Genomic DNA, 22616 nt, shown 5'->3' on the forward strand with positions numbered 1-22616 from the left:
AGATTCTGATCGATAGCAAGCTCTGGGCGGGTGGGTCATGGCGGACGAAGACAAGCTCCTCGAACACCTGAAGTGGGTGACCTCCGAGCTCCGCCTGGCGCGTCGGCGCCTGAGCGAGCTGGAGAACGAGGATTCGGAGCCGATCGCGATCGTCGGCATGGCCTGCCGGTTCCCCGGCGGGGTCGCCTCGCCCGAGGACCTGTGGGACCTGGTCGCCGGGGGCGTGGACGCCACCGGCACGTTCCCCGAGGATCGGGGCTGGGACCTGGACCGGCTGTACGACCCGGACCCGGACCACCAGGGCACCACCTACAGCAACCGGGGCGGCTTCCTGGCCGACGCCGGGCTGTTCGACCCGTCCCTGTTCGGGATCTCGCCGCGCGAGGCGCTGGCCATGGACCCGCAGCAGCGGCTCCTGCTGGAGGTGACCTGGGAGGTCTTCGAGCGGGCCGGCCTCGACACCGCGTCGCTGCGGGGCAGCCGCACCGGCGTCTTCGTCGGCACGGCCGGCCAGGACTACACCAGCGTCCTGCGGCAACTGCCCGAGGGCACCGAGGGGTACGTCCTCACCGGCACCGCGGCGAGCGTCATGTCGGGCCGGCTGGCGTACTCCTTCGGACTGGAGGGGCCGGCCGTCACGATCGACACCGCCTGCTCGTCCTCGCTCGTCGCCCTGCACCTGGCCGGCCAGGCGCTGCGCGACGGCGAGTGCTCCCTCGCGGTGGCCGGCGGCGTGACCGTGCTGGCCACCCCCGGCGCCTTCGTCGAGTTCTCCCGGCAGCGCGGGCTCGCCTCCGACGGCCGGTGCAAGGCGTTCTCGGCCGACGCCGACGGCACCGGCTGGTCCGAGGGCGTCGCCATGCTGCTCGTCGAGAAGCTCTCCGACGCCCGGCGCAACGGCCACCCCGTCCTCGCGGTGATCCGCGGCAGCGCCGTCAACCAGGACGGCGCCAGCAGTGGGCTGACCGCCCCGAACGGCCCCGCCCAGCAGCGGGTCATCCGGCAGGCCCTCGAAAACGCCCGGCTGACGCCGGCCGACATCGACGTCGTGGAGGCGCACGGCACCGGCACCCGGCTCGGCGACCCGATCGAGGCGCAGGCGCTGCTGGCCACGTACGGCCAGGGCCGGACGGCCGACCGCCCGCTGTGGCTGGGGTCCCTGAAGTCGAACATCGGCCACCCCCAGGCCGCCGCCGGCGCCGGCGGCGTCATCAAGATGGTGATGGCGATGCGGCACGGTGTGCTGCCGCCCACCCTGCACGTGGCGCAGCCGTCCCCGCACATCGACTGGTCGACGGGGGCGGTGTCCCTGCTCGACGCGGCCCGCCCGTGGGCCGGCGGCGAACACGTCCGGCGGGCGGCCGTGTCGTCCTTCGGCATGAGCGGCACCAACGCGCACCTCGTCCTGGAGCAGGCCCCGACCCCCGAGACGCCGGAGGACGCCCCCGCGCCGTCCCGCCGGCTCCCGGCCGCGCCGGTGCTGCTGTCCGCCGCGCACCCCGCCGCGCTCGCCGGTCAGGCCGGCCGCTGGGCCGCCTGGCTGGCCGCCGACGGGGACCTGCGCCCCCTGGACGTCGCCTGGTCGTCGGTCGCGTCCCGGTCGACCCTGGACAGCCGGGCCGTGCTGGCCGCGACCGACCGGGACGGCCTGCTGGCCGGGCTTCGCGCCGTGGCGGCGGGTGAGTCGTCGGGTGTGGCGGTCACCGGCACCGCCGGGGACCGGGGTCCGCTGGCGGTGTTGTTCTCCGGTCAGGGGGCGCAGCGGGCCGGGATGGGCCGCGAGTTGTATCACGGGTTCCCCGTGTTCGCGTCGGCCCTGGACGAGGTGTGTGGGCTGCTGGATGGGCTGTTGCCGCAGCCGTTGAGGCCGGTGCTGTTCGCGGCGGTGGGCAGCGTCGAGGCGGGCCTGTTGGATCAGACCGTGTTCACCCAGGCGGGTTTGTTCGCGGTCGAGGTGGCGTTGTTCCGGTTGGTGGAGTCGTTCGGTGTGGTGCCGGACTTCGTGGGTGGGCATTCGGTGGGTGAGATCACGGCCGCGTATGTGGCGGGGGTGTTGTCGCTGGCGGACGCGTGTGTGCTGGTGGCGGCTCGTGGCCGGTTGATGCAGGCGTTGCCGGCCGGTGGGGGAATGTTGGCGGTGGGCGCGTCCGAGGTGGACGTGGCGGAGAGCCTCGACGGCCTTGCCGGCCGGGTTGGTGTCGCGGCGGTGAACGGGCCGGCGTCTGTGGTGGTGTCCGGTGCGGTGGAGGCCCTCGACGGGATCGAGCGGACCTGGCGGGACCGGGGTGTCCGGACCCGCCGGTTGTCGGTGAGTCACGCGTTCCACAGTCCGTTGATGGAGCCGATGCTGGCCGAGTTCCGGTCGGTGTTGGCCGGGCTCACGTTCGCGGCGCCGCGGTTGCCGGTGGTGTCGAACGTGACCGGTGCGATCGCCGACGACGAGATCCGTACTCCGGGGTACTGGGCGCGGCATGTGCGGGAGGCGGTGCGGTTCGCTGACGGGGTCAGCGCGTTGCGTGATGCCGGGGTGGACACGTTCCTGGAGGTCGGGCCGCAGAGTGTCCTGACGGCGATGGCGGCTGATGTGTTGCCTGCTGGTGGGGACGTGTTGGCGGTGGCGGTGCAGCGTCGGGACCGGTCGGAGGCGCAGGGGCTGCTGGCGGCTCTGGGCGAGTTGCACGTGCACGGGGTGCCGGTGACGTGGCAGCCGTGGTTCGCCGGGGCCGGTGCGCGGCGGGTCGACCTGCCGACGTACGCGTTCCAGCGGGAGCGGTTCTGGCCCGACGCGGTGTCGTGGCAGGTCGGCGACGTGTCCGGCGCCGGGCTGGGTGTCGCGGGCCATCCGCTGCTCGGCGCGGCGGTGCGCCTCGCCGGGGACGACGAGGTGTTGTTGACGGGGCGGTTGTCGGCTGGCACTCATCCGTGGTTGGCGGAGCATGTGGTCGCTGGTTCGGTGGTGGTGCCGGGTACGGCGTTGGTGGAGTTGGCGGTGCGGGCCGGTGACGAGGTGGGCGCGTCGCGGGTGCGGGAGTTGACCGTCCTGACGCCGTTGGCGTTGCCGGCGTCGGCCGGGGTGCGGGTGCAGGTGCGCGTCGGCGCGGCCGATCCGTCCGGCTCCCGTTCGGTGACCGTGCACTCGCAGCCGGACGAGGAGGCCGACGGGGCCTGGGTCCGGCACGCCGAGGGTGCGCTGGAGCCGGTGTCGGCCGACGAGCCGGTGCTGGGGGAGTGGCCGCCGGTCGGTGCGGCCGAGGTGGATCTGACCGGGTGGTACGCGGCTCTGGCGGGGCATGGTCTGGCGTACGGGCCGGTGTTCCAGGGCCTGCGTCGGGCGTGGACGGCGGCCGGTGAGGCGTACGCGGAGGTGGTCCTGCCAGAGCAGGCGGCGGGCGACGCGGCGGCTTTCGGGGTGCACCCGGCGCTGCTGGACGCGGCGTTGCATCCGGTGGCGTCGCTGCTGGCCGGTGAGGGTGGCGGGGCGCGGGTGCCGTTCGCGTTCGAGGGCGTTCAGGTGCACGCCTCGGGTGCGCGGGCGCTGCGGGTCCGGCTGACCCGTGCGGGATCCGGCGTGCGCGTGGTGGCGGTGGACGAGTCCGGCGCGGCCGTGGTGTCGGTGGACTCGCTGGTGCTGCGGGAGATGACGGCGGTGGCCGCCCCGGGCGCGGCGGCGCGGTCGCTGTTCGAGGTGACGTGGCTGCCGGAGGAGATCATCCCGGCCGACGGCCTGTCCGGCTGGGCGCTGCTCGGGCCGTCGATCGCCGGGCTCGACCTGCCGGGCTTCGCCGACGTCGACGCGCTCGCCACGGCGCTCGCCGACGCGCGGGCCGGGTCCCCCCGGGCCCTGCTGTGGACGCCCGACGCGACCCCCGGCGTCGACGTGCCCGGCGCGGTGCGCGCGACCACGAACGACGCCCTGACCGTGGTGCGGTCCTGGCTCGCCGCCGACGCGCTCGCCGACGCGAAGCTCGTCGTGGTCACCCGGGGTGCGGTCGTCGCCCGGGACGAGGACCAGGTGACCGACCTGGCGGGTGCCGCCGTGTGGGGCCTGCTGCGCTCGGCGCAGTCGGAGCACCCCGACCGGATCGTCCTCGCCGACGTCGAGGGTCCGCTCGACCCGGCGACCCTCGCGGTGCTGGCCGGCGTCGTAGCCGACCCGACGGCGACCGGCGGTCAGCTCGCCGTCCGCGCCGACGGGACGTTCGTGCCCCGGCTGGTCCGGCCCACGGCCGACGAGCTGACCCCGCCGTCCGGGGCGTGGCACCTGGCCGCCGTCGCCCCGGGCACCCTCGACGGGGTCGCGCTGGTGCCGGCCGCCACCCCCGCCCCCCTCGACGCGGGGCAGGTGCGCATCGCGGTGCGGGCGGCCGGGGTGAACTTCCGGGATGTGTTGATCGCGTTGGGGATGTATCCGGATCCGTCGGCGGTGATGGGTAGTGAGGGTGCGGGTGTGGTGGTGGAGGTCGGTCCGGGGGTGACCGACCTGGCCCCCGGCGACCGGGTGATGGGCATGTTCGAGCTGGGCTTCGGCCCGCTCGCGGTCGCCCCCCGGGAGCGCCTCGCCCGGATGCCCGCCGGCTGGTCGTTCGCGCAGGCCGCCTCCGTGCCCCTCGTCTTCCTGACGGCGTGGTACGCGTTGCGGGATCTGGCGGGGTTGCGGGCGGGTGAGTCGGTGTTGGTCCACTCGGGTGCGGGTGGGGTCGGTATGGCGGCGATTCAGTTGGCGCGGCATCTGGGTGCGACGGTGTATGCGACGGCGAGTCCTGGTAAGTGGGGGGTGTTGCGGGGTCTGGGGGTGGATGCGGAGCGGATCGCGTCGTCGCGGACCACGGAGTTCGAGCGGGTGTTCGGTTCGGTGTCGGGTGGTGCCGGGGTGGATGTGGTGCTCGATGCCCTGGCGGGTGAGTTCGTCGACGCGTCGTTGCGGTTGCTGCCTCGTGGTGGCCGGTTCGTCGAGATGGGCAAGGCCGACGTCCGCGACCCGGAGGCGGTGGCGGCCGGATACCCGGGCGTCGCGTACCGGTCGTTCGACCTGAACGAGGCCGGCAGCGCCCGGATCGGCGAGATGCTGACGGAGTTGCTGGCGCTGTTCGAGCAGGGCGTGTTGCGTCCGTTGCCGGTGCGGGTGTGGGACGTGCGGCACGCCCGGCGGGCGTTGCGGCACATGAGTCAGGCCCGGCACGTGGGCAAGGTGGTGCTGCGCATCCCCGCCCCGATGGACCCGGACGGCACCACGCTGATCACCGGCGCGGGCGGAACGCTGGCCGGGGTGGTGGCCCGGCACCTCGTGGCCACCGGACAGTCCCGGAACCTGCTGCTCGCCTCCCGCCGGCACCCCGACGACGACGGTCGGGACGACTACGCCGCCCTGGTCCGCGAGCTGACCGACGCGGGCGCGCGGGTGTCCGCCGTCGCGGTCGACGTCAGCGACCCCGCGCAGGTCAGGGAGCTGATCGGCCGGGTCGACCCGGCGCGCCCGCTGACCGCGGTGGTGCACGCCGCCGGGGTGCTCGCCGACGCCACCGTCACCTCGCTCGACGAGCGGGCCGTCGCCACGGTGATGGCGCCGAAGGTCGACGCCGGGTGGGCGCTGCACGAGGCCACGGCCGACCTGGACCTTGCCGCGTTCGTGACGTTCTCCTCCCTCGCGGCCACCCTCGGCTCGCCCGGGCAGGGCAACTACGCGGCGGCGAACGCGTTCCTCGACGCCCTGGCCGGGCAACGCCGGCAGCGGGGCCTGGCCGCGACGAGCGTCGCCTGGGGCCTGTGGGCCACCACCAGCGGGATGACCGCGCACCTCGACGGCGACGACCAGCAGCGGCAGCGGCGGGTCGGGATGACCGGACTCTCCGCGACCGAGGGCGTCGAACTGTTCGACGCGGCCCTGCCGGTGGTGTCGCCGGTGGTCGTGGCGGCCCGGTTGCAGGTCACCGGCGACCCGTCACAGGTGCCGCCGCTGCTGCGGCAGCTCGTGCGCGCCGGCGGCCGGCGGCGGGCCGGCGGTGCCCCCACGGCGGGGGCCTCCTGGCGGGACCGGCTCGTCGGCCTGCCCGAGGCGGACGCCCGGCGGCTGCTGGTGGAGCTGGTCTGCGGGCAGGCCGCGGCCGTGCTGGGCCACGCCTCCGCACAGGCCGTGCCGGCCGCCCGCGCGTTCAAGGAACTGGGCTTCGACTCGCTCACCTCGGTGGAGCTGCGCAACCGGCTGGGCTCGGCGACCGGGCTGCGGCTGCCCGCCACGCTGGCTTTCGACCACCCCACCCCGGCCCGGCTCGCCGACTACCTGTTCGGGCAGCTCGGCCTCGCCGCGACCGACGCCGCCGTGGCCGTCCGCCCGGTCGGCGTCGGCGCGACCGACGAGCCGGTGGCGATCATCGGGATGGCCTGCCGCTACCCGGGCGGGGTGGCCAGCCCGGAGCAGTTGTGGCAGCTCGTCACCTCCGGCGCCGACGCGATCGGCGGGTTCCCCACCGACCGGGGCTGGGACCTGGACCGCCTGTACGACACCGGCAGCACCGTCACCGACCAGGGCGGCTTCCTCTACGACGCCGCCGACTTCGACGCCGGCTTCTTCAACATCAGCCCCCGTGAGGCCCTCGCCATGGACCCCCAGCAGCGGCTGCTGCTGGAGACCGCCTGGGAGGCATTCGAGTACGCCGGTGTCGACCCCGACGGCGTGACCGGCACCGCCACCGGCGTCTTCGTCGGTGCGGCCTCCTCCGGCTACGCCACGGGCGGGAACGAGGATCTGGACGGCCTCGAGGGGCACCTGCTGACCGGCACGGCCGGCAGCGTCGCCTCCGGACGGGTCTCCTACACCTTCGGGTTGGAGGGCCCCGCCGTCACCGTCGACACCGCCTGCTCGTCGTCCCTGGTCGCCCTGCACCTCGCCGCCCAGGCGCTGCGTGGCGGCGAGTGCGACCTGGCGCTGGCCGGCGGCGTCGCCCTGATGGCGCTGCCGGGCATGTTCTCGGAGTTCTCCCGCCAGGGCGGCCTGGCCCCCGACGGCCGGTGCAAGGCGTTCGCCGCGTCCGCCGACGGCACCGGCTGGTCCGAGGGCGTGGGCATGCTGCTCGTGGAGCGGCTGTCGGACGCCCGGCGCAACGGGCACCGGGTGCTGGCGGTGCTGCGCGGCAGCGCCGTGAACCAGGACGGCGCGTCCAACGGCCTCACCGCGCCGAACGGGCCGTCGCAGCAGCGGGTGATCCGGCAGGCCCTGGCCAACGCCCGGCTCGGCGCCTCCGACGTGGACGCCGTCGAGGCGCACGGGACCGGCACCATGCTGGGCGACCCGATCGAGGCGCAGGCGCTGCTGGCCACGTACGGGCAGGACCGGCCGGTGGACCGGCCGCTGTTCCTCGGGTCGATCAAGTCGAACATCGGGCACTCCCAGGCCGCGGCCGGGGTGGCCGGCGTGATCAAGATGATCATGGCAATCCGGCACGGTCTGCTGCCGTCCACCCTGCACGTGGACCAGCCGTCCCCGCACGTCGACTGGGACTCCGGCGCGGTGGCGCTGCTCACCGCGCCGCGGCCGTGGCCCGCCGTCGACCGGCCCCGCCGCGCCGCCGTGTCCTCGTTCGGGATCAGCGGCACCAACGTGCACACCATCATCGAGCAGGCGCCCGACGACAGCGCCCCCGCCGCCCGGCCGACCCCCGCCCCGGAGCGGCCCGGCCTGGCCGGCCCGACCGGCGTGCCCCTGACGGTGTCCGGGCGCAGCCCGCAGGCCCTGCGGGAGCAGGCCTCCCGGATCCGTGGGCAGTTGGCCGAGGACGCCGACCTGACCCTCGCCGACCTGGGGCTCTCCCTCGCCACCCGACGGGCCCACCACCCGTACCGGGCGGTCGTGGTCGCCGCTGACCGGGAAGCCGCCCTCGCCGAGCTGGCCGCGCTCGCCGGCTCCGAGGCCGCGCCGACCCCCGTCGACGGCACGCCGAAGGTCGCCTACGTCTTCCCCGGCCAGGGCTCGCAGTGGGTCGGGATGGCGCTGGACCTGCTGGAGTCGTCCCCGGCCTTCCGGGAGCGGATGCGGCAGTGCGCCGAGGAGCTGTCCCGGCTGGTGGACTGGTCACTGGAGGACGTGCTGCGGCAGGCGCCCGGCGCGCCGCCGCTGGACCGGGTCGACGTGGTCCAGCCCGCCCTGTTCTCCGTCATGGTGTCCCTCGCGCGGCTGTGGAAGGCGTGCGGGATCGCCCCGGACGCCGTCGTCGGCCACTCGCAGGGCGAGATCGCCGCCGCGTGCGCCGCCGGCGCCCTCACCCTCCCGGACGCGATGCGGCTGGTCGTGGCGCGCAGCCGCGGCCTGCTGGCGATCTCGGGCCGGGGCGGCATGCTCTCCGTGCCCCTGTCGGCCGCCGACACCGAGCAGCTCATCGCGCCGTGGGCGGACACCCTGTCGATCGCCGCCATCAACGGCGCCGCCGTGACCGTCGTCTCCGGCGCCGCGGAGTCCGTCGACGCGCTGCTCGCGCACTGCGCCGAGCGCGACCTGCGGGCCCGGCGGATCGCCGTCGACTACGCCTCGCACAGCGCGCACGTCGAGGCGGTCCGCGACGACCTGTCGGCCGCGCTCGGCGCCGTCGACGCCGAGCCGACCGCCGTGTCCTTCTACTCGACGGTGACCGGCGACCTCATCGACACCGCCCAGCTCGACGCCGACTACTGGTACCGCAACCTGCGCGAACCGGTCCGGCTCGCGCCGGTGGTCGACCGGCTGATCGCCGAGGGCTTCCGGGTCTTCGTGGAGGTCAGTCCCCACCCGGTGCTCAAGGTGGTGGTCCAGGACGCGCTCGACCGGGCCGCCGACCCGGCCGGCCCCGGCGTGGTGGTGGGCTCCCTGCGCCGCGACGAGAGCGGCCCCGCGCAGATGCTGTCTGGCCTGGCGGAGCTGTACGTCGCGGGCGTCGGCGTCGACTGGGCGAGGGTGTACGCCGGGTCCGGCGCCGCCCCGGTCGACCTGCCCACGTACCCGTTCCAGCGGGAGCGGTTCTGGCCGGCGGTGGACCGCTCGTTCGGCGGTGACGTCTCCGGCGCGGGACTCGGCGCGGCCGGCCACGGCCTGCTCGGCGCGGCGGTGCGCCTCGCCGGCGGCGACGAGGTGTTGTTGACGGGGCGGTTGTCGGCTGGCACTCATCCGTGGTTGGCGGAGCATGTGGTCGCTGGTTCGGTGGTGGTGCCGGGTACGGCGTTGGTGGAGTTGGCGGTGCGGGCCGGTGACGAGGTGGGCGCGTCGCGGGTGCGGGAGTTGACCGTCCTGACGCCGTTGGCGTTGCCGGCGTCGGCCGGGGTGCGGGTGCAGGTGCGCGTCGGCGCGGCCGGCCCGTCCGGCGCCCGGCTGGTGACCGTGCACTCGCAGCCGGAGGAGGACGACGACGCGGGCTGGGTCCGGCACGCGGAGGGCGTCCTGGAGGCCGCCTCCCCGGACGAGCCCGGCGTGGGCGACTGGCCGCCGGTCGGTGCGGCCGAGGTGGATCTGACCGGGTGGTACGCGGCTCTGGCGGGGCATGGTCTGGCGTACGGGCCGGTGTTCCAGGGCCTGCGTCGGGCGTGGACCGCGGCCGGTGAGGCGTACGCGGAGGTGGTCCTGCCGGAACACGCGGCGGGCGACGCGGCGGCTTTCGGGGTGCACCCGGCGCTGCTCGACGCCGCCCTGCACCCGATCGGCCTGCTGCTGACCGAGGGCTCCGGTGGGCCGCGGGTGCCGTTCGCGTTCGAGGGCGTGCAGGTGCACGCGTCGGGCGCCTCGGTGCTGCGGGTCCGGCTGACCCGGGCGGGCAGCGGTGTGCGGTTGGTCGCGGTCGACGGCACGGGCGCCCCGGTCGTGTCGGTGGACTCGCTCGTGCTGCGGGAGATGACCGGGGTCGCGGCCTCGGGCGCCGCGGCCCGGTCGTTGTTCGAGGTGAGCTGGCAGGCCGAGGACGTCACCCCCGCCACCGACCCCACCGGCCGGGTGCTGCTGGGCGACGCGGCCGGGACCACCGGGCCGGGAGTGGCCGGATACCCCACCGTGGCCGACCTGGCCGCGGCCATGGCCGCCGGAACGGACGGCCGGCCGCGCGTGCTGCTCCTGCCGGTGACGATCCCGCAGCCGGCGGACGCCGACGTGCCGGCGGCCGTGCGGACGGCCACGGCGCACGTGCTCGGCGTGCTCCAGTCCTGGCTGGCTGCCGGGGAACTGGCGGACACCCGGCTCGTCGTGGTGACCCGGGGCGCCGTGGCGGCCGTCCCCGCCGACGAGCTGCGCGACCCGGTGGGCGCGGCGGTGTGGGGCATGCTGCGCTCGGCGCAGTCGGAGCACCCCGACCGGATCGTCCTCGCCGACGTCGACCGGGACCTCTCACCCGAGCTGTGGGACCTGCTGGCCGGCGTCGCCGAGGATCCGTCGCCCACGGGCGGGCAGGTCGCGGTGCGCGGCGGCGAGGTCCGCTCCCCGCGCCTGACCCGCACCGGCGCCTCGGCCGGCGACGACCTGACCCCGCCGGACGGGCTGTGGCACCTCGCTGCGACCGCCCCCGGCACCCTCGACGGGATCAGTCTCACGCCGGCCACCCCCGCCCCCCTCGACGCGGGGCAGGTGCGCATCGCGGTGCGGGCGGCCGGGGTGAACTTCCGGGATGTGTTGATCGCGTTGGGGATGTATCCGGATCCGTCGGCGGTGATGGGTAGTGAGGGTGCGGGTGTGGTGGTGGAGGTCGGTCCGGGGGTGACCGGCCTGGCCCCCGGCGACCGGGTGATGGGCATGTTCGAACCCGCCTTCGGCCCCCAGGTCACCGCCACGCGGGAACTGGTCGCGAGGATTCCGGCCGGCTGGACCTTCGCCGAGGCGGCGTCCGTGCCGGTGGTGTTCCTGACGGCGTGGTACGCGTTGCGGGATCTGGCGGGGTTGCGGGCGGGTGAGTCGGTGTTGGTCCACTCGGGTGCGGGTGGGGTTGGTATGGCGGCGATTCAGTTGGCGCGGCATTTGGGTGCGACGGTGTATGCGACGGCGAGTCCTGGTAAGTGGGGGGTGTTGCGGGGTCTGGGGGTGGATGCGGAGCGGATCGCGTCGTCGCGGACCACGGAGTTCGAGCGGGTGTTCGGTTCGGTGTCGGGTGGTGCCGGGGTGGATGTGGTGCTCGACGCCCTGGCGGGTGAGTTCGTCGACGCGTCGTTGCGGTTGCTGCCTCGTGGTGGCCGGTTCGTCGAGATGGGCAAGACCGACATCCGCGACCCCCGCCAGGTCGCCGAGCGCCACCCTGGCGTGACCTACCGGGCGTTCGACCTCAACGAGGCCGGGCACGCCCGCATCAGCGAGATGCTGGCCGAGTTGCTGGCGCTGTTCGAGCAGGGCGTGTTGCGCCCGCTGCCGGTGCGGGTGTGGGACGTCCAGCACGCCCGGCGGGCGTTGCGGCACATGAGTCAGGCCCGGCACGTGGGCAAGGTGGTGCTGCGCATCCCCACCCCGATGGACCCGGACGGCACCACGCTGATCACCGGCGCCGGCGGCGCACTGGCCGGGGTGTTCGCCCGGCATCTGGTGACCACCGGCCAGTCCCGGCACCTGCTGCTCGCCTCCCGCCGCGGCCCCGAGGCCTACCGCGACCTGGTGGCGGAGCTGACCCGCCACGGCGCCCACGTCACCACCGCCACCGCCGACGTCGCCGACCCCGACCAGGTCGCCGGCCTGCTGGCGCAGGTGGACCCGGCGCACCCGCTGACCGCCGTGGTGCACACCGCCGGCGTGATCGCGGACGCCACCATCGGCTCCCTCGACGAGCAGGCCCTCGACGCGGTGCTGACCCCGAAGGTCGACGCCGGCTGGGCGCTGCACCGGGCCACCCGCGACGCCGACCTGGCCACCTTCGCGATGTTCTCCTCGGTGGCGGCCACCCTCGGCTCGCCCGGGCAGGGCAACTACGCGGCGGCGAACGGGTTCCTCGACGCCCTCGCCCGCCTCCGCCAGCAGCAGGGGCTGCCCGCCACGAGCCTCGCCTGGGGACTGTGGGACACCGCCAGCGCGATGACCGCCCACCTCGGCGGCAACGCCCACCGCCGGGCGATCCGGGCCACCAGCGCCCCGCTGACCGAGGTCGAGGGCACCGCCCTGTTCGACCTGGCCCGGCAGTACGGCGGCGTGCACCTCGTACTCATGAACCTGCCGCCGGCCACGGCCCGGCCGACGGCCGGCGCGGTGCCCGGCATGCTGCGCGAGCTGGTCCGCCCCACCGGCCCCGTCCGGCGGACCGCCGGGCAGGGGCTTGCCGACACCGCCTCGGAACGCGGGCGGCTGGCCACGCTCAGCTCCGCGCAGCGGCGCAGCCACCTGCTCGACCTGGTCGCCGCGAGCGTGGCCGCCGTGCTGGGGCACCGCTCCGCCGACCGCGTCGACGCCCAGCGCGGCTTCAAGGAGCTGGGCTTCGACTCGCTGACCTCGGTGGAACTGCGCAACCGGCTGGCCACCGCCACCGGGCTGCGGCTGCCCGCCACCGTGGCGTTCGACTACCCCACCCCGGTCGTCCTCGCCGACTTCCTCGACCGGGAGCTCGGCGGCGTCGAGGCGCCCGCCGCCGGCAAGGCAGCCGGCGCGGCCACCGCCCTCGACGAGCCCATCGCGATCATCGGCATGGCCTGCCGGTTCCCCGGCGACGTGCAGACCCCCGAGCAGCTCTGGGACCTGGTCACGGCCGGGGCCGACGTCATCGCGCCGTTCCCCACCGACCGCGGCTGGGATCCGGACGACCTGCGCACCGGCGACGACGGCAACGGCCCCCGCCAGGGCGGCTTCCTGCACGACGCGGCCGAGTTCGACGCCGGCTTCTTCGGGATCTCCCCCCGGGAGGCGCTGGCCATGGACCCGCAGCAGCGGCTGCTGCTGGAGACCTCCTGGGAGGCCTTCGAGCGGGCGGGCATCGACCCCCACACGGCCCGGGGCAGCAGCACCGGCGTCTACGTCGGGCTCATCTACCACGACTACGCGTCCCAGGCCGCCGACACCACCGACGAGCTGGACGGCTACGTCGGCAACGGCAGCGCCGGCAGCGTCGCATCGGGCCGGATCTCGTACCTGTTCGGCCTGGAGGGCCCCGCCGTCACCGTCGACACCGCCTGCTCCTCCTCGCTGGTCGCCCTGCACCTGGCCACCCAGGCGCTGCGCCAGGACGAGTGCCGGCTCGCGCTCGCCGGCGGCGTCAGCGTGATGTCCACCCCCGGCATGCTCACCGAGTTCTCCCGGCAGCGCGGCCTCTCGCCCGACGGCCGGTGCAAGGCCTTCGGCGCGGGCGCCGACGGCACCGGCTTCGCCGAGGGCATCGGCATGCTGCTGCTGGAACGCCTCTCCGACGCACAGCGCAACGGGCACCGCGTCCTCGCCGTGGTCCGGGGCAGCGCGGTCAACCAGGACGGCGCGAGCAGCGGCCTGACCGCCCCGAACGGCCCCGCCCAGCAGCGGGTGATCCGGCAGGCCCTGGCCAACGCCCGCCTCACGGCGGCGGACGTGGACGCCGTCGAGGCGCACGGCACCGGCACCCCCCTCGGCGACCCGATCGAGGCACAGGCGCTGCTGGCCACGTACGGCCAGGACCGGCCCGCCGACCGGCCGCTGCTGCTCGGCTCGATCAAGTCCAACATCGGGCACGCGCAGGCCGCCGCCGGTGTCGCCGGTGTGATCAAGATGGTGCTGGCGATGCGGCACGGGCTGCTGCCGTCGACCCTGCACGTCGACGAGCCGTCCCCGCACATCGACTGGGACGCCGGGGCGGTGGAACTGCTCACCGAGACCCGCCGCTGGCCGGCCCTGGACCGGCCCCGCCGCGCCGCCGTGTCCTCCTTCGGGATCAGCGGCACCAACGCGCACACCATCATCGAGCAGGCGCCGGCGGCGGCCCCCGCGACCACCCCGGCGGTGGTCGGGGAGGTCCCCGGCGGCCTTGTACCCTGCGTCCTGTCGGCGCGCGGCGACGCCGCCCTGCGCGGGCAGGCCCGCCGGCTGCACGGCCTGGCGGCCGACCGGTCGGACCTGACCGTCGCCGGGATCGGTCGGGCGCTGGCCACCGGCCGGTCCGTCTTCGAACACCGCGCCGTCCTGCTGGCAGCCGACCGGGGCGGCCTGCTGTCCGCCCTGGACGCGTTCGCCGACGGGCAGCCCACGCCCGCCGTCGTCCAGGGCACCGCCCGGGGCGGGCGCACCGCCGTCGTCTTCTCCGGCCAGGGCGCGCAGCGCGCCGGCATGGGCCGGGAGCTGTACGCCGCGTACCCCGTCTTCGCCGCCGCGCTGGACGAGGCGTGCGCCCATCTCGACCCGCACCTGCCCCGCCCGCTGCGGGACGTGCTGAACGCCCCGGCGGGCTCGGCCGACGCCGAGCTGCTGGACCAGACCGCCTTCACCCAGGCCGGCCTGTTCGCCGTCGAGGTGGCCCTGTTCCGCCTCGTCGAGTCGTACGGGATCGTGCCGGACTTCGTCGCCGGCCACTCGATCGGCGAGGTGACCGCCGCGTACGTGGCCGGGGTGCTCTCCCTCGACGACGCGTGCGCCCTGGTGGGCGCGCGGGGCCGGCTGATGCAGGCCCTACCGGCCGGCGGCGGGATGCTCGCCGTCGCCGCCGACGAGGCGGCGGTCACCGGGGACCTGGCCGGCCTGACCGACCGCGTCGGGATCGCGGCGGTCAACGGGCCGACCGCGGTGGTGGTCTCCGGGGTGCTCGACGCGTTGGACGCCCTGGAGCGGACGTGGTCCGCCCGGGGGATGCGCACCCGCCGGCTGCGGGTCAGCCACGCCTTCCACAGCCCCCTGGTGGAACCGATGCTGGCCGAGTTCCGGGCGGTCCTCGACGGGCTGACCTTCCGCCCGCCGCTGCTGCCGGTGGTCTCCAACCTCACCGGCGGGATCGCCGACGCCGAGGAGATCGGCACCCCCGACTACTGGGTGCGGCACGTCCGGGAGGCCGTCCGCTTCGCCGACGGCGTCGCCTGCCTGCGGCAGCGCAACGTCGGCATGTTCCTCGAAATCGGCCCGGACGCGGTCCTCGCCGGCATGGTCCGCACCTGCCTGCCGGACGACGACTCGGTCGCGGTCGTCGCGGCGCTGCGCCCCGGCCGGCCGGAACCCGTCTCGCTGCTGCACGCGCTGGCGGAACTGCACGTCCACGGCGTGCCCGTGACCTGGTCCGCCCTGCTGCCGGGCGCAAACCCCGTCGACCTGCCGACGTACGCGTTCCAGCGGCAGCGGTACTGGCCCAACGTCGGCCGGCTGCGCGCCGGTGACGTGGCCGGCGCGGGCCTCGGCGCGGCCGGGCACGGGCTGCTCGGCGCCGCCGTCGACCTGGCCGGCGACGGCGAGGTCGTGCTGACCGGCCGGCTGGCGCTCGCCACCCGGCCGTGGCTCGCCGACCACGCGGTGTCGGGCGCGGTGCTGCTGCCGGGCACCGCGCTGGTGGAACTCGCGGTGCGGGCCGGCGACGAGGTGGGCGCGTCCCGGGTACGGGAGCTGACCATCGCCGCGCCGCTGGTGCTGCCGCCCTCCGGCGGCGTGCGCATCCAGGTCCGGGTGTCGGCGCCGGGGTACGCGCCGCAGCGCACCGTCACCATCCACTCCCGACCCGATGACGCCCCCGACGCGGGCTGGACCCGGCACGCCGACGGGGTGCTGGAACCGGCGTCCGCCGCCGAGCCGGGCGTCGGCCCGTGGCCGCCCGTGGGCGCCGACGAGGTCGACCTGACCGGCTGGTACGACGCGTTCGCCGAGCGCGGCCTGGCGTACGGGCCGGCGTTCCAGGGGCTGCGCCGGGTCTGGACGGGCGGCGGCGAGGTCTTCGCCGAGGTAGCCCTGCCCGACGACGCGGCCGGCGACGTCGCGCGGTTCGGCGTGCACCCGGCGCTGCTGGACGCCGCCCTGCACCCCGTCGCCCTGCTGTTCGAGGAGTCCGCCGCGCCCCGGGTGCCGTTCGCGTTCTCCGGTGTGCAGGTGCACGCCTCGGGCGCGCGGGTGCTGCGGGTGCGGCTGACCCGCGAGGGCACCGGCGTGCGGCTGGTCGCCGGTGACGAGGCCGGCACGCCGGTGGTGTCCGTGGACTCGCTGACCCTGCGGGAGCTGATCGGCCGGGCCGCCCCGGCCGTGGCAGCCCGGTCGCTGTTCGAGGTCGCCTGGCGGGCCGCCGAGGTCGTCCCGGCCGACGTACCGGCTTGGGTGACCCTCGGCGAGCCTCGGGACGTCGCCACCGGGCGCGCCCACCGGACCGTCGCCGACCTGCTCGCCGCGCTCGACGGCGGCACCGAGACGCCCGCCCTGCTGCTGCTCCCGGCCACCGCCCCGCAGGATGGTGCGGTGCCCGACGCGGTCGGGGCCCTCGCCTCGACGGTACTGGCGGAGCTGCGGTCCTGGCTGGCCGCCGACGCCCTGGCGGACTCGAAGCTGGTGGTGGTGACCCGGGGCGCGGTGGCGGCCCGGGACGGCGACGCCGTGGCCGATCTGGCGGGTGCGGCGGTGTGGGGCCTGCTGCGGTCGGCGCAGTCCGAGCATCCCGGCCGGATCGTGCTGGCCGACGTCGACGGCGACGTCGACGCGGGTCTGGTGGCCGTCCTGGCGCGGGTCGCCGAGGACGCCGCGGGCGCTCAGGTGGCCCTCCGCGCGGGCCGGGTGTTCGTGCCACGGCTGGTGCGCGCGTCGGGGCCGTCGTCGCACGCCCCGATCGTGGCGGACGCCGGCGCAGTCCTGGTGACCGGCGGCACCGGCGCGCTGGGCGCCCTCGTCGCGGAGCATCTGGTCCGGGCACACGGGCTCCGGGCGCTGGTGCTGGCGTCCCGGCGGGGCCCGGCGGCCGCCGGCGCCGACGAGCTGGTCGAACGGCTGGCCGGGCTGGGCGCGTCCGCCCGGGTGGTGGCGTGCGACGTCACCGACCGGGCGCAGGTGGCCGGGCTGGTCGCGGACGTCACCTCGACGGGCCGACTGGCGGGCGTCGTCCACCTGGCCGGTGTGCTCGACGACGGCCTCGTCGAGGGGCTGACGGCCGACCAACTCGCGGGCGTCCTGGCGCCGAAGGTGTCGGCGGGCTGGCACCTGCACGAGGCGACGGCCGATCTGGACCTGGACCTGTTCGTGCTGTTCTCCTCGATCGCGGGGGTGCTCGGCTCGCCCGGCCAGGCGGCGTACGCGGCGGGCAACGCGTTCCTGGACGCCCTGGCGGCGCACCGCGGGCAGGCCGGTCTGCCGGCGGTCAGCCTCGCGTGGGGGATGTGGGACACGGCCGGGATGGCGGCGTCCCTCGGCGGCGTCGACCGGGCCCGGTCGGAGCGGGCCGGCCTGACCGCGATGAGCGCCGACACCGGCCTGGCGCTGTTCGACGCGGCGCTGGCCGTGGACCGGCCGACCCTGGTGCCGGCGGTGATCGACGTGCCCGCGCTGCGGGCCGCCGCCGCCGGCGGCGTGGTGCCGCCGATGCTGCGGGCGCTGGTCGGCACGACCACGACGCGCCGCCAGGCGGGACAGGGCGGCGACAGCCTGGCCGGCCGGCTCGCCCGGCTCACCGAGGACGAGGGTCGGGCGCAGGTCGCCCTGCTCGTCCGGGGCCTGGCCGCGCAGGTGCTGGGGCACGACGGTGTGGAGGCGGTGCCGGCGGACCGGGCCTTCCGGGACCTCGGATTCGACTCGCTGAGCGCGGTCGAGCTGCGCAACCGGGTCAACGCCGCGACGGGACTGCGCCTCGGCTCGACCCTGGTCTTCGACTACCCCACCCCGCAGGCGCTGGCTGAGCACGTGCTCGCCGACCTGCTGGGTACCGAGGTCGTCGAGGTTGGGCCGGATCTGCCGGTGACGGTCGGCGGCGACGAGCCGATCGCGATCGTGGGCATGGCGTGCCGGTACCCGGGCGGGGTGGAGACGCCCGAGCAGCTGTGGGCGTTGCTGGCCGGCGGCGGCGAGGGGATCGGGGAGTTCCCCGCGGACCGGGGTTGGGACCTGGAGTCGTTGTTCGACGCGGACCCGGACCGGCCGGGCACCTCGTACACCCGGCACGGCGGCTTCCTGTACGGGGCGGGGGAGTTCGATCCGGCCTTCTTCGGGATCAGCCCGCGTGAGGCCCTGGCGATGGATCCGCAGCAGCGTCTGCTGTTGGAGGCGTCGTGGGAGTCGTTGGAGTCGGCCGGGGTGGATCCGCAGCGGGTTCGGGGCAGTCGGACCGGTGTGTTCGCGGGCGTGATGTACCACGACTACGCCTCCGTGCTGATGGATGTGCCGGGCGAGGTCGAGGGGTACATCGGCACCGGCAACTCCGGCAGCGTCCTCTCGGGTCGGGTGGCGTACACGTTCGGCTTGGAGGGGCCGGCCGTCACCGTGGACACGGCGTGTTCGTCGTCGTTGGTGGCGTTGCATCTGGCGGTTCAGGCGTTGCGGTCTGGTGAGTGTGATCTGGCTCTTGCTGGTGGTGTGACGGTGATGGCAACGCCGGGGACGTTCATCGAGTTCTCGCGTCAGCGTGGTCTGTCGCAGGACGGTCGGTGCAAGTCGTTCGCGGCGTCGGCCGATGGCACGGGCTGGTCGGAGGGCGTCGGGGTTCTGCTGGTGCAGCGGCTGTCGGACGCGCAGCGTGAGGGTCGGAACATTCTGGCCGTCGTCAGGGGTACGGCGGTGAATCAGGACGGTGCGTCGAATGGGTTGACGGCGCCGAATGGTCCGTCGCAGCAGCGGGTGATCCGGCAGGCGCTGGCCAACGCCCGGCTCAGCTCGCAGCAGGTCGACGTGGTGGAGGCGCACGGCACGGGCACCACGCTGGGCGATCCGATCGAGGCGCAGGCGCTGCTCGCCACCTATGGGCAGGACCGGCAGGCGGATCGGCCGTTGCTTCTCGGGTCGGTGAAGTCGAACATCGGTCACACGCAGGCCGCGGCCGGGGTGGCCGGTGTGATCAAGATGATCATGGCGATGCGGCACGGTGTGGTGCCGGCGACGTTGCACGTCGACGAGCCGTCCCCGCACATCGACTGGACGGCGGGTGCGGTCACCCTGGCCACCGAGGCGACGCCGTGGCCGGCGGTGAACCGGCCCCGTCGGGCGGCCGTCTCCTCGTTCGGGATCTCGGGCACCAACGCGCACGTCATCATCGAGCAGCCGCCCGCCGAGGCGATCGAGGGCGGGACGGTCGGCGACGCCTTGCCTCCGTTGGTGCCGGTGCTGCTGTCGGCGCGCACCGACGTGGCGCTGGCCGCGCAGGCGGACCGGTGGACCCGGTGGCTCTCCGCCGACCAGGGCCTCGGGGCCGTCGAGGTCGCCTGGTCCTCGGTCACCACCCGACCGGCCCTGACCCGCCGGGCCGTCGTCGTCGCGGCGCACCGCGACGACCTGCTGGCGGGGCTGACCGCCCTCGCCGGCGGTGAGCCGTCCGGCGCGGTGGTCACCGGCTCCGCTGTCGAACGCGGACCGCTGGCGGTGCTGTTCTCCGGCCAGGGCGCGCAGCGCGCCGGGATGGGCCGCGAGTTGTACGACGGATTCCCCGTCTTCGCGTCGGCGCTGAACGAGGTGTGCGCCGAGTTGGACGGGTTGCTGCCAGGTCCGTTGAAGCCGGTGCTGTTCGCCGAGCCGGGCACGTCGGACGCCGATCTCCTCGATCAGACCGTGTTCACGCAGGCGGGTTTGTTCGCGGTCGAGGTGGCGTTGTTCCGGTTGGTGGAGTCGTTCGGTGTGGTGCCGGACTTCGTGGGCGGTCATTCGGTGGGTGAGATCACGGCCGCGTACGTGGCGGGGGTGTTGTCGCTGGCGGACGCGTGTGTGCTGGTGGCGGCGCGTGGTCGCCTGATGCAGGCGTTGCCGGCCGGTGGCGGGATGTTGGCGGTGGGCGCGTCAGAGGTGGACGTGGCGGAGAGCCTGGACGGTCTCGCCGGCCGGGTCGGTGTCGCGGCGGTGAACGGGCCGGCGTCGGTGGTGGTCTCGGGCGAGATCGCCGCCTTGGACGGGTTGGCGGAGTTGTGGCGGGGCCGGGGGGTGCGGACTCGTCGGTTGTCGGTGAGTCACGCGTTCCACAGTCCGTTGATGGAGCCGATGCTGGCCGAGTTCCGGTCGGTGTTGGCCGGGCTCACGTTCGCGGCGCCGCGGTTGCCGGTGGTGTCGAACCTGACCGGTGCGATCGCCGACGACGAGATCCGTACCCCGGGGTACTGGGTGCGGCATGTGCGGGAGGCGGTGCGGTTCGCTGACGGGGTCGCCGCGTTGCGTGATGCCGGGGTGGACACGTTCCTGGAGGTCGGGCCGCAGAGTGTCCTGACGGCGATGGCGGCTGATGTGTTGCCTGCTGGTGGGGACGTGTTGGCGGTGGCGGTGCAGCGTCGGGACCGGTCGGAGGCGCAGGGGCTGCTGGCGGCTCTGGGCGAGTTGCACGTGCACGGGGTGCCGGTGACGTGGCAGCCGTGGTTCGCCGGGGCCGGTGCGCGGCGGGTCGACCTGCCGACGTACGCGTTCCAGCGGGAGCGGTACTGGCCCGAGCCCGCCCGCCCGGCCCGCCGGCCGGTCGGCGACGGCGGCGACGCCGAGTTCTGGACGGCCGTGGAGAGCGGCGACCTCACCGCCCTCGCGACCCAGTTCGGCGCCGGCGGTGACCTCGACGCCCTCGCCCCGGCCCTGCCGGTGCTGTCGACGTGGCACCGGGCCCGCCGGCAACGCGTCCTGGTCGACGGCTGGTCGTACCGGATCATGTGGAAGCGGACCGACCTCGCCGCCATCCCGGCGGGCACCTGGCTGCTGGTGTCGCCGCAGGACGACGACCCGGTCACCGGCGCGCGGACCGAGGAGGCCGCCAAGGCCCTGGCCTCGGCCGGCGCCGACGTGCTCCGGCTGACCGTCGACCCCGCCCGCACCGACCGGGACGACCTCGCGCGGCAGCTCGCCGAGACGCTGGCCGACCGGCCGGTCACCGGCGTGCTCTCCCTGCTCGGCCTCCGCGACCAGCCGCACCCGGACAGCCCGGCCGTGCCCGTCGGCACGGCGGCCACCCTGCTGCTGCTCCAGGGGCTGCACGACACCGGTACGAAGACCCGGCTGTGGTGCCTGACCCAGGGCGCGGTCGGCACCGGGGACGGCGACGCGGTCCGGCGGGTCGCCCAGAGTGGACTGTGGGGCCTCGGGCTGGTCGCCGGACTGGAACACCCGCACCTGTGGGGCGGCCTCATGGACCTGCCCGACGACGTCGACCCCGCCGGCTGGGACCGGCTGGTCCGGGTGGTCGCCGGCGCCGGGGACGAGGACCAGATCGCCGTACGGCCCACCGGCGTTTTCGTCCGGCGGCTCGCGCGGGCGGCAGCCTCCGCCCCGGCCGCCGGGGAACGCTGGCAGCCGTCGGGCACGGTGCTGATCACCGGCGGAACGGGGGCGCTCGGCACCCACGTGGCCCGCTGGGCGGTCACCAACGGCGCCGCGCACGTGGTGCTGACCAGCCGCCGCGGCGAGCGGGCCGCGGGTGCCGGTGAGCTGCGGGAGGAACTGGCCGCGCACGGCGCCCGGGTCTCGATCGTGGCGTGCGACGTCGCCGAGCGGGACCAGGTCGCGGCCCTGCTGGCGACCCTGGACGAGGACCCGGCGCCGCTGACGGCGGTGGTGCACGCCGCCGGGGCCGGCGATGTCGGCCTGCTCGCCGAGACCGACCTCGCCGGCTTCGCCGCCGTCCTCGCCGGAAAGGTGGCCGGCGCGGTGCACCTGGACGACCTGCTCGGCGACCGGCCGCTGGACGCGTTCGTGCTGTTCTCCTCGATCGCCGGGGTGTGGGGCAGCGGCGGGCAGGGCGCCTACGCGGCGGGCAACGCGTTCCTCGACGCGCTGGCCGACCAGCGGCGGGCCCGGGGCCTCGCGGCGACGTCGGTGGCGTGGGGGCCGTGGGCCGACGGTGGCATGGCCGGCGTCGAGGCCCAGCAGGCCCTGGCCCGGCGCGGCCTCGGCGCGATGGCGCCGGACGACGCCGTGCACGCCATGCGGTACGCCGTCGGCCAGCCCCGACCCGCCCTGACCGTGGCCGACGTCGACTGGGCGGTGTTCGCCCCCGCGTACGCCTCGGCCCGCCCCCGGCCGTTGCTCGACGACCTCGCCGAGGCCCGGGAGGCGCTGCGCGCCCCCGCCGACGAGCAGCCGGGCGGTGCCGCCGACGGGCTCCGGGAGCACCTGCGCACCCTGCCCCGCGCCGAGCAGCTCCGGCACCTGGTCGACCTGGTCCGCACCCACGCCTCGGCGGTGCTCGGTCACCCGGGCACGGACCGGGTCAAGCCCCGGCTGGCGTTCAAGGAGCTCGGGTTCGACTCGCTGACCGCGGTGGAGCTGCGCAACCGGCTCACCGCCGCGAGCGGGCTGCCGCTGCCGGCGACCCTCGTCTTCGACTACCCGAACCCCACCACCCTCGCGGAGCACCTGCTCGACGGGCTGCTCCCCGAGGCACGGCGGTCGGACGGCCCGGACCCGTCGGAGTCGACGGTCCGCCAGGCCCTCGCGACCATCCCGCTGGCCCGGCTCCGGGACGCGGGCCTGCTGGAACTGCTGCTGAACCTCACCGACGCCGAGACCGACGCCGCCGAGTCCACCGACGAGAGCATCGACCTCATCGACGAGATGGACGCCGACACCCTCGTCAAGCTGGCGCTTGACGGATCCGATTCCTGACCGTTGTCCCCAGTACGGA

General features: G+C 75.5%; 1 protein-coding gene. It reads left to right on the forward strand.

Annotated features, from left to right (window positions below; translation table 11 throughout):
* Nucleotides 1–37 precede the first annotated feature (37 nt).
* Nucleotides 38–22597 (forward strand): type I polyketide synthase, encoded by a 22560-nt coding sequence (locus ACH4T9_RS27985; RefSeq protein WP_396674149.1) that lies wholly within the window; start codon nt 38–40, stop codon nt 22595–22597.
* Nucleotides 22598–22616 lie beyond the last annotated feature (19 nt).

This window comes from Micromonospora sp. NPDC020750, from assembly GCF_044334565.1.
Classification (GTDB): Bacteria; Actinomycetota; Actinomycetes; order Mycobacteriales; family Micromonosporaceae; genus Micromonospora.

What these genes read in the sequence shown, in the direction of transcription:
- ACH4T9_RS27985 (WP_396674149.1), top strand. Translation starts at nt 38, where the DNA reads ATGGCGGACGAAGACAAGCTCCTCGAACACCTGAAGTGGGTGACCTCC.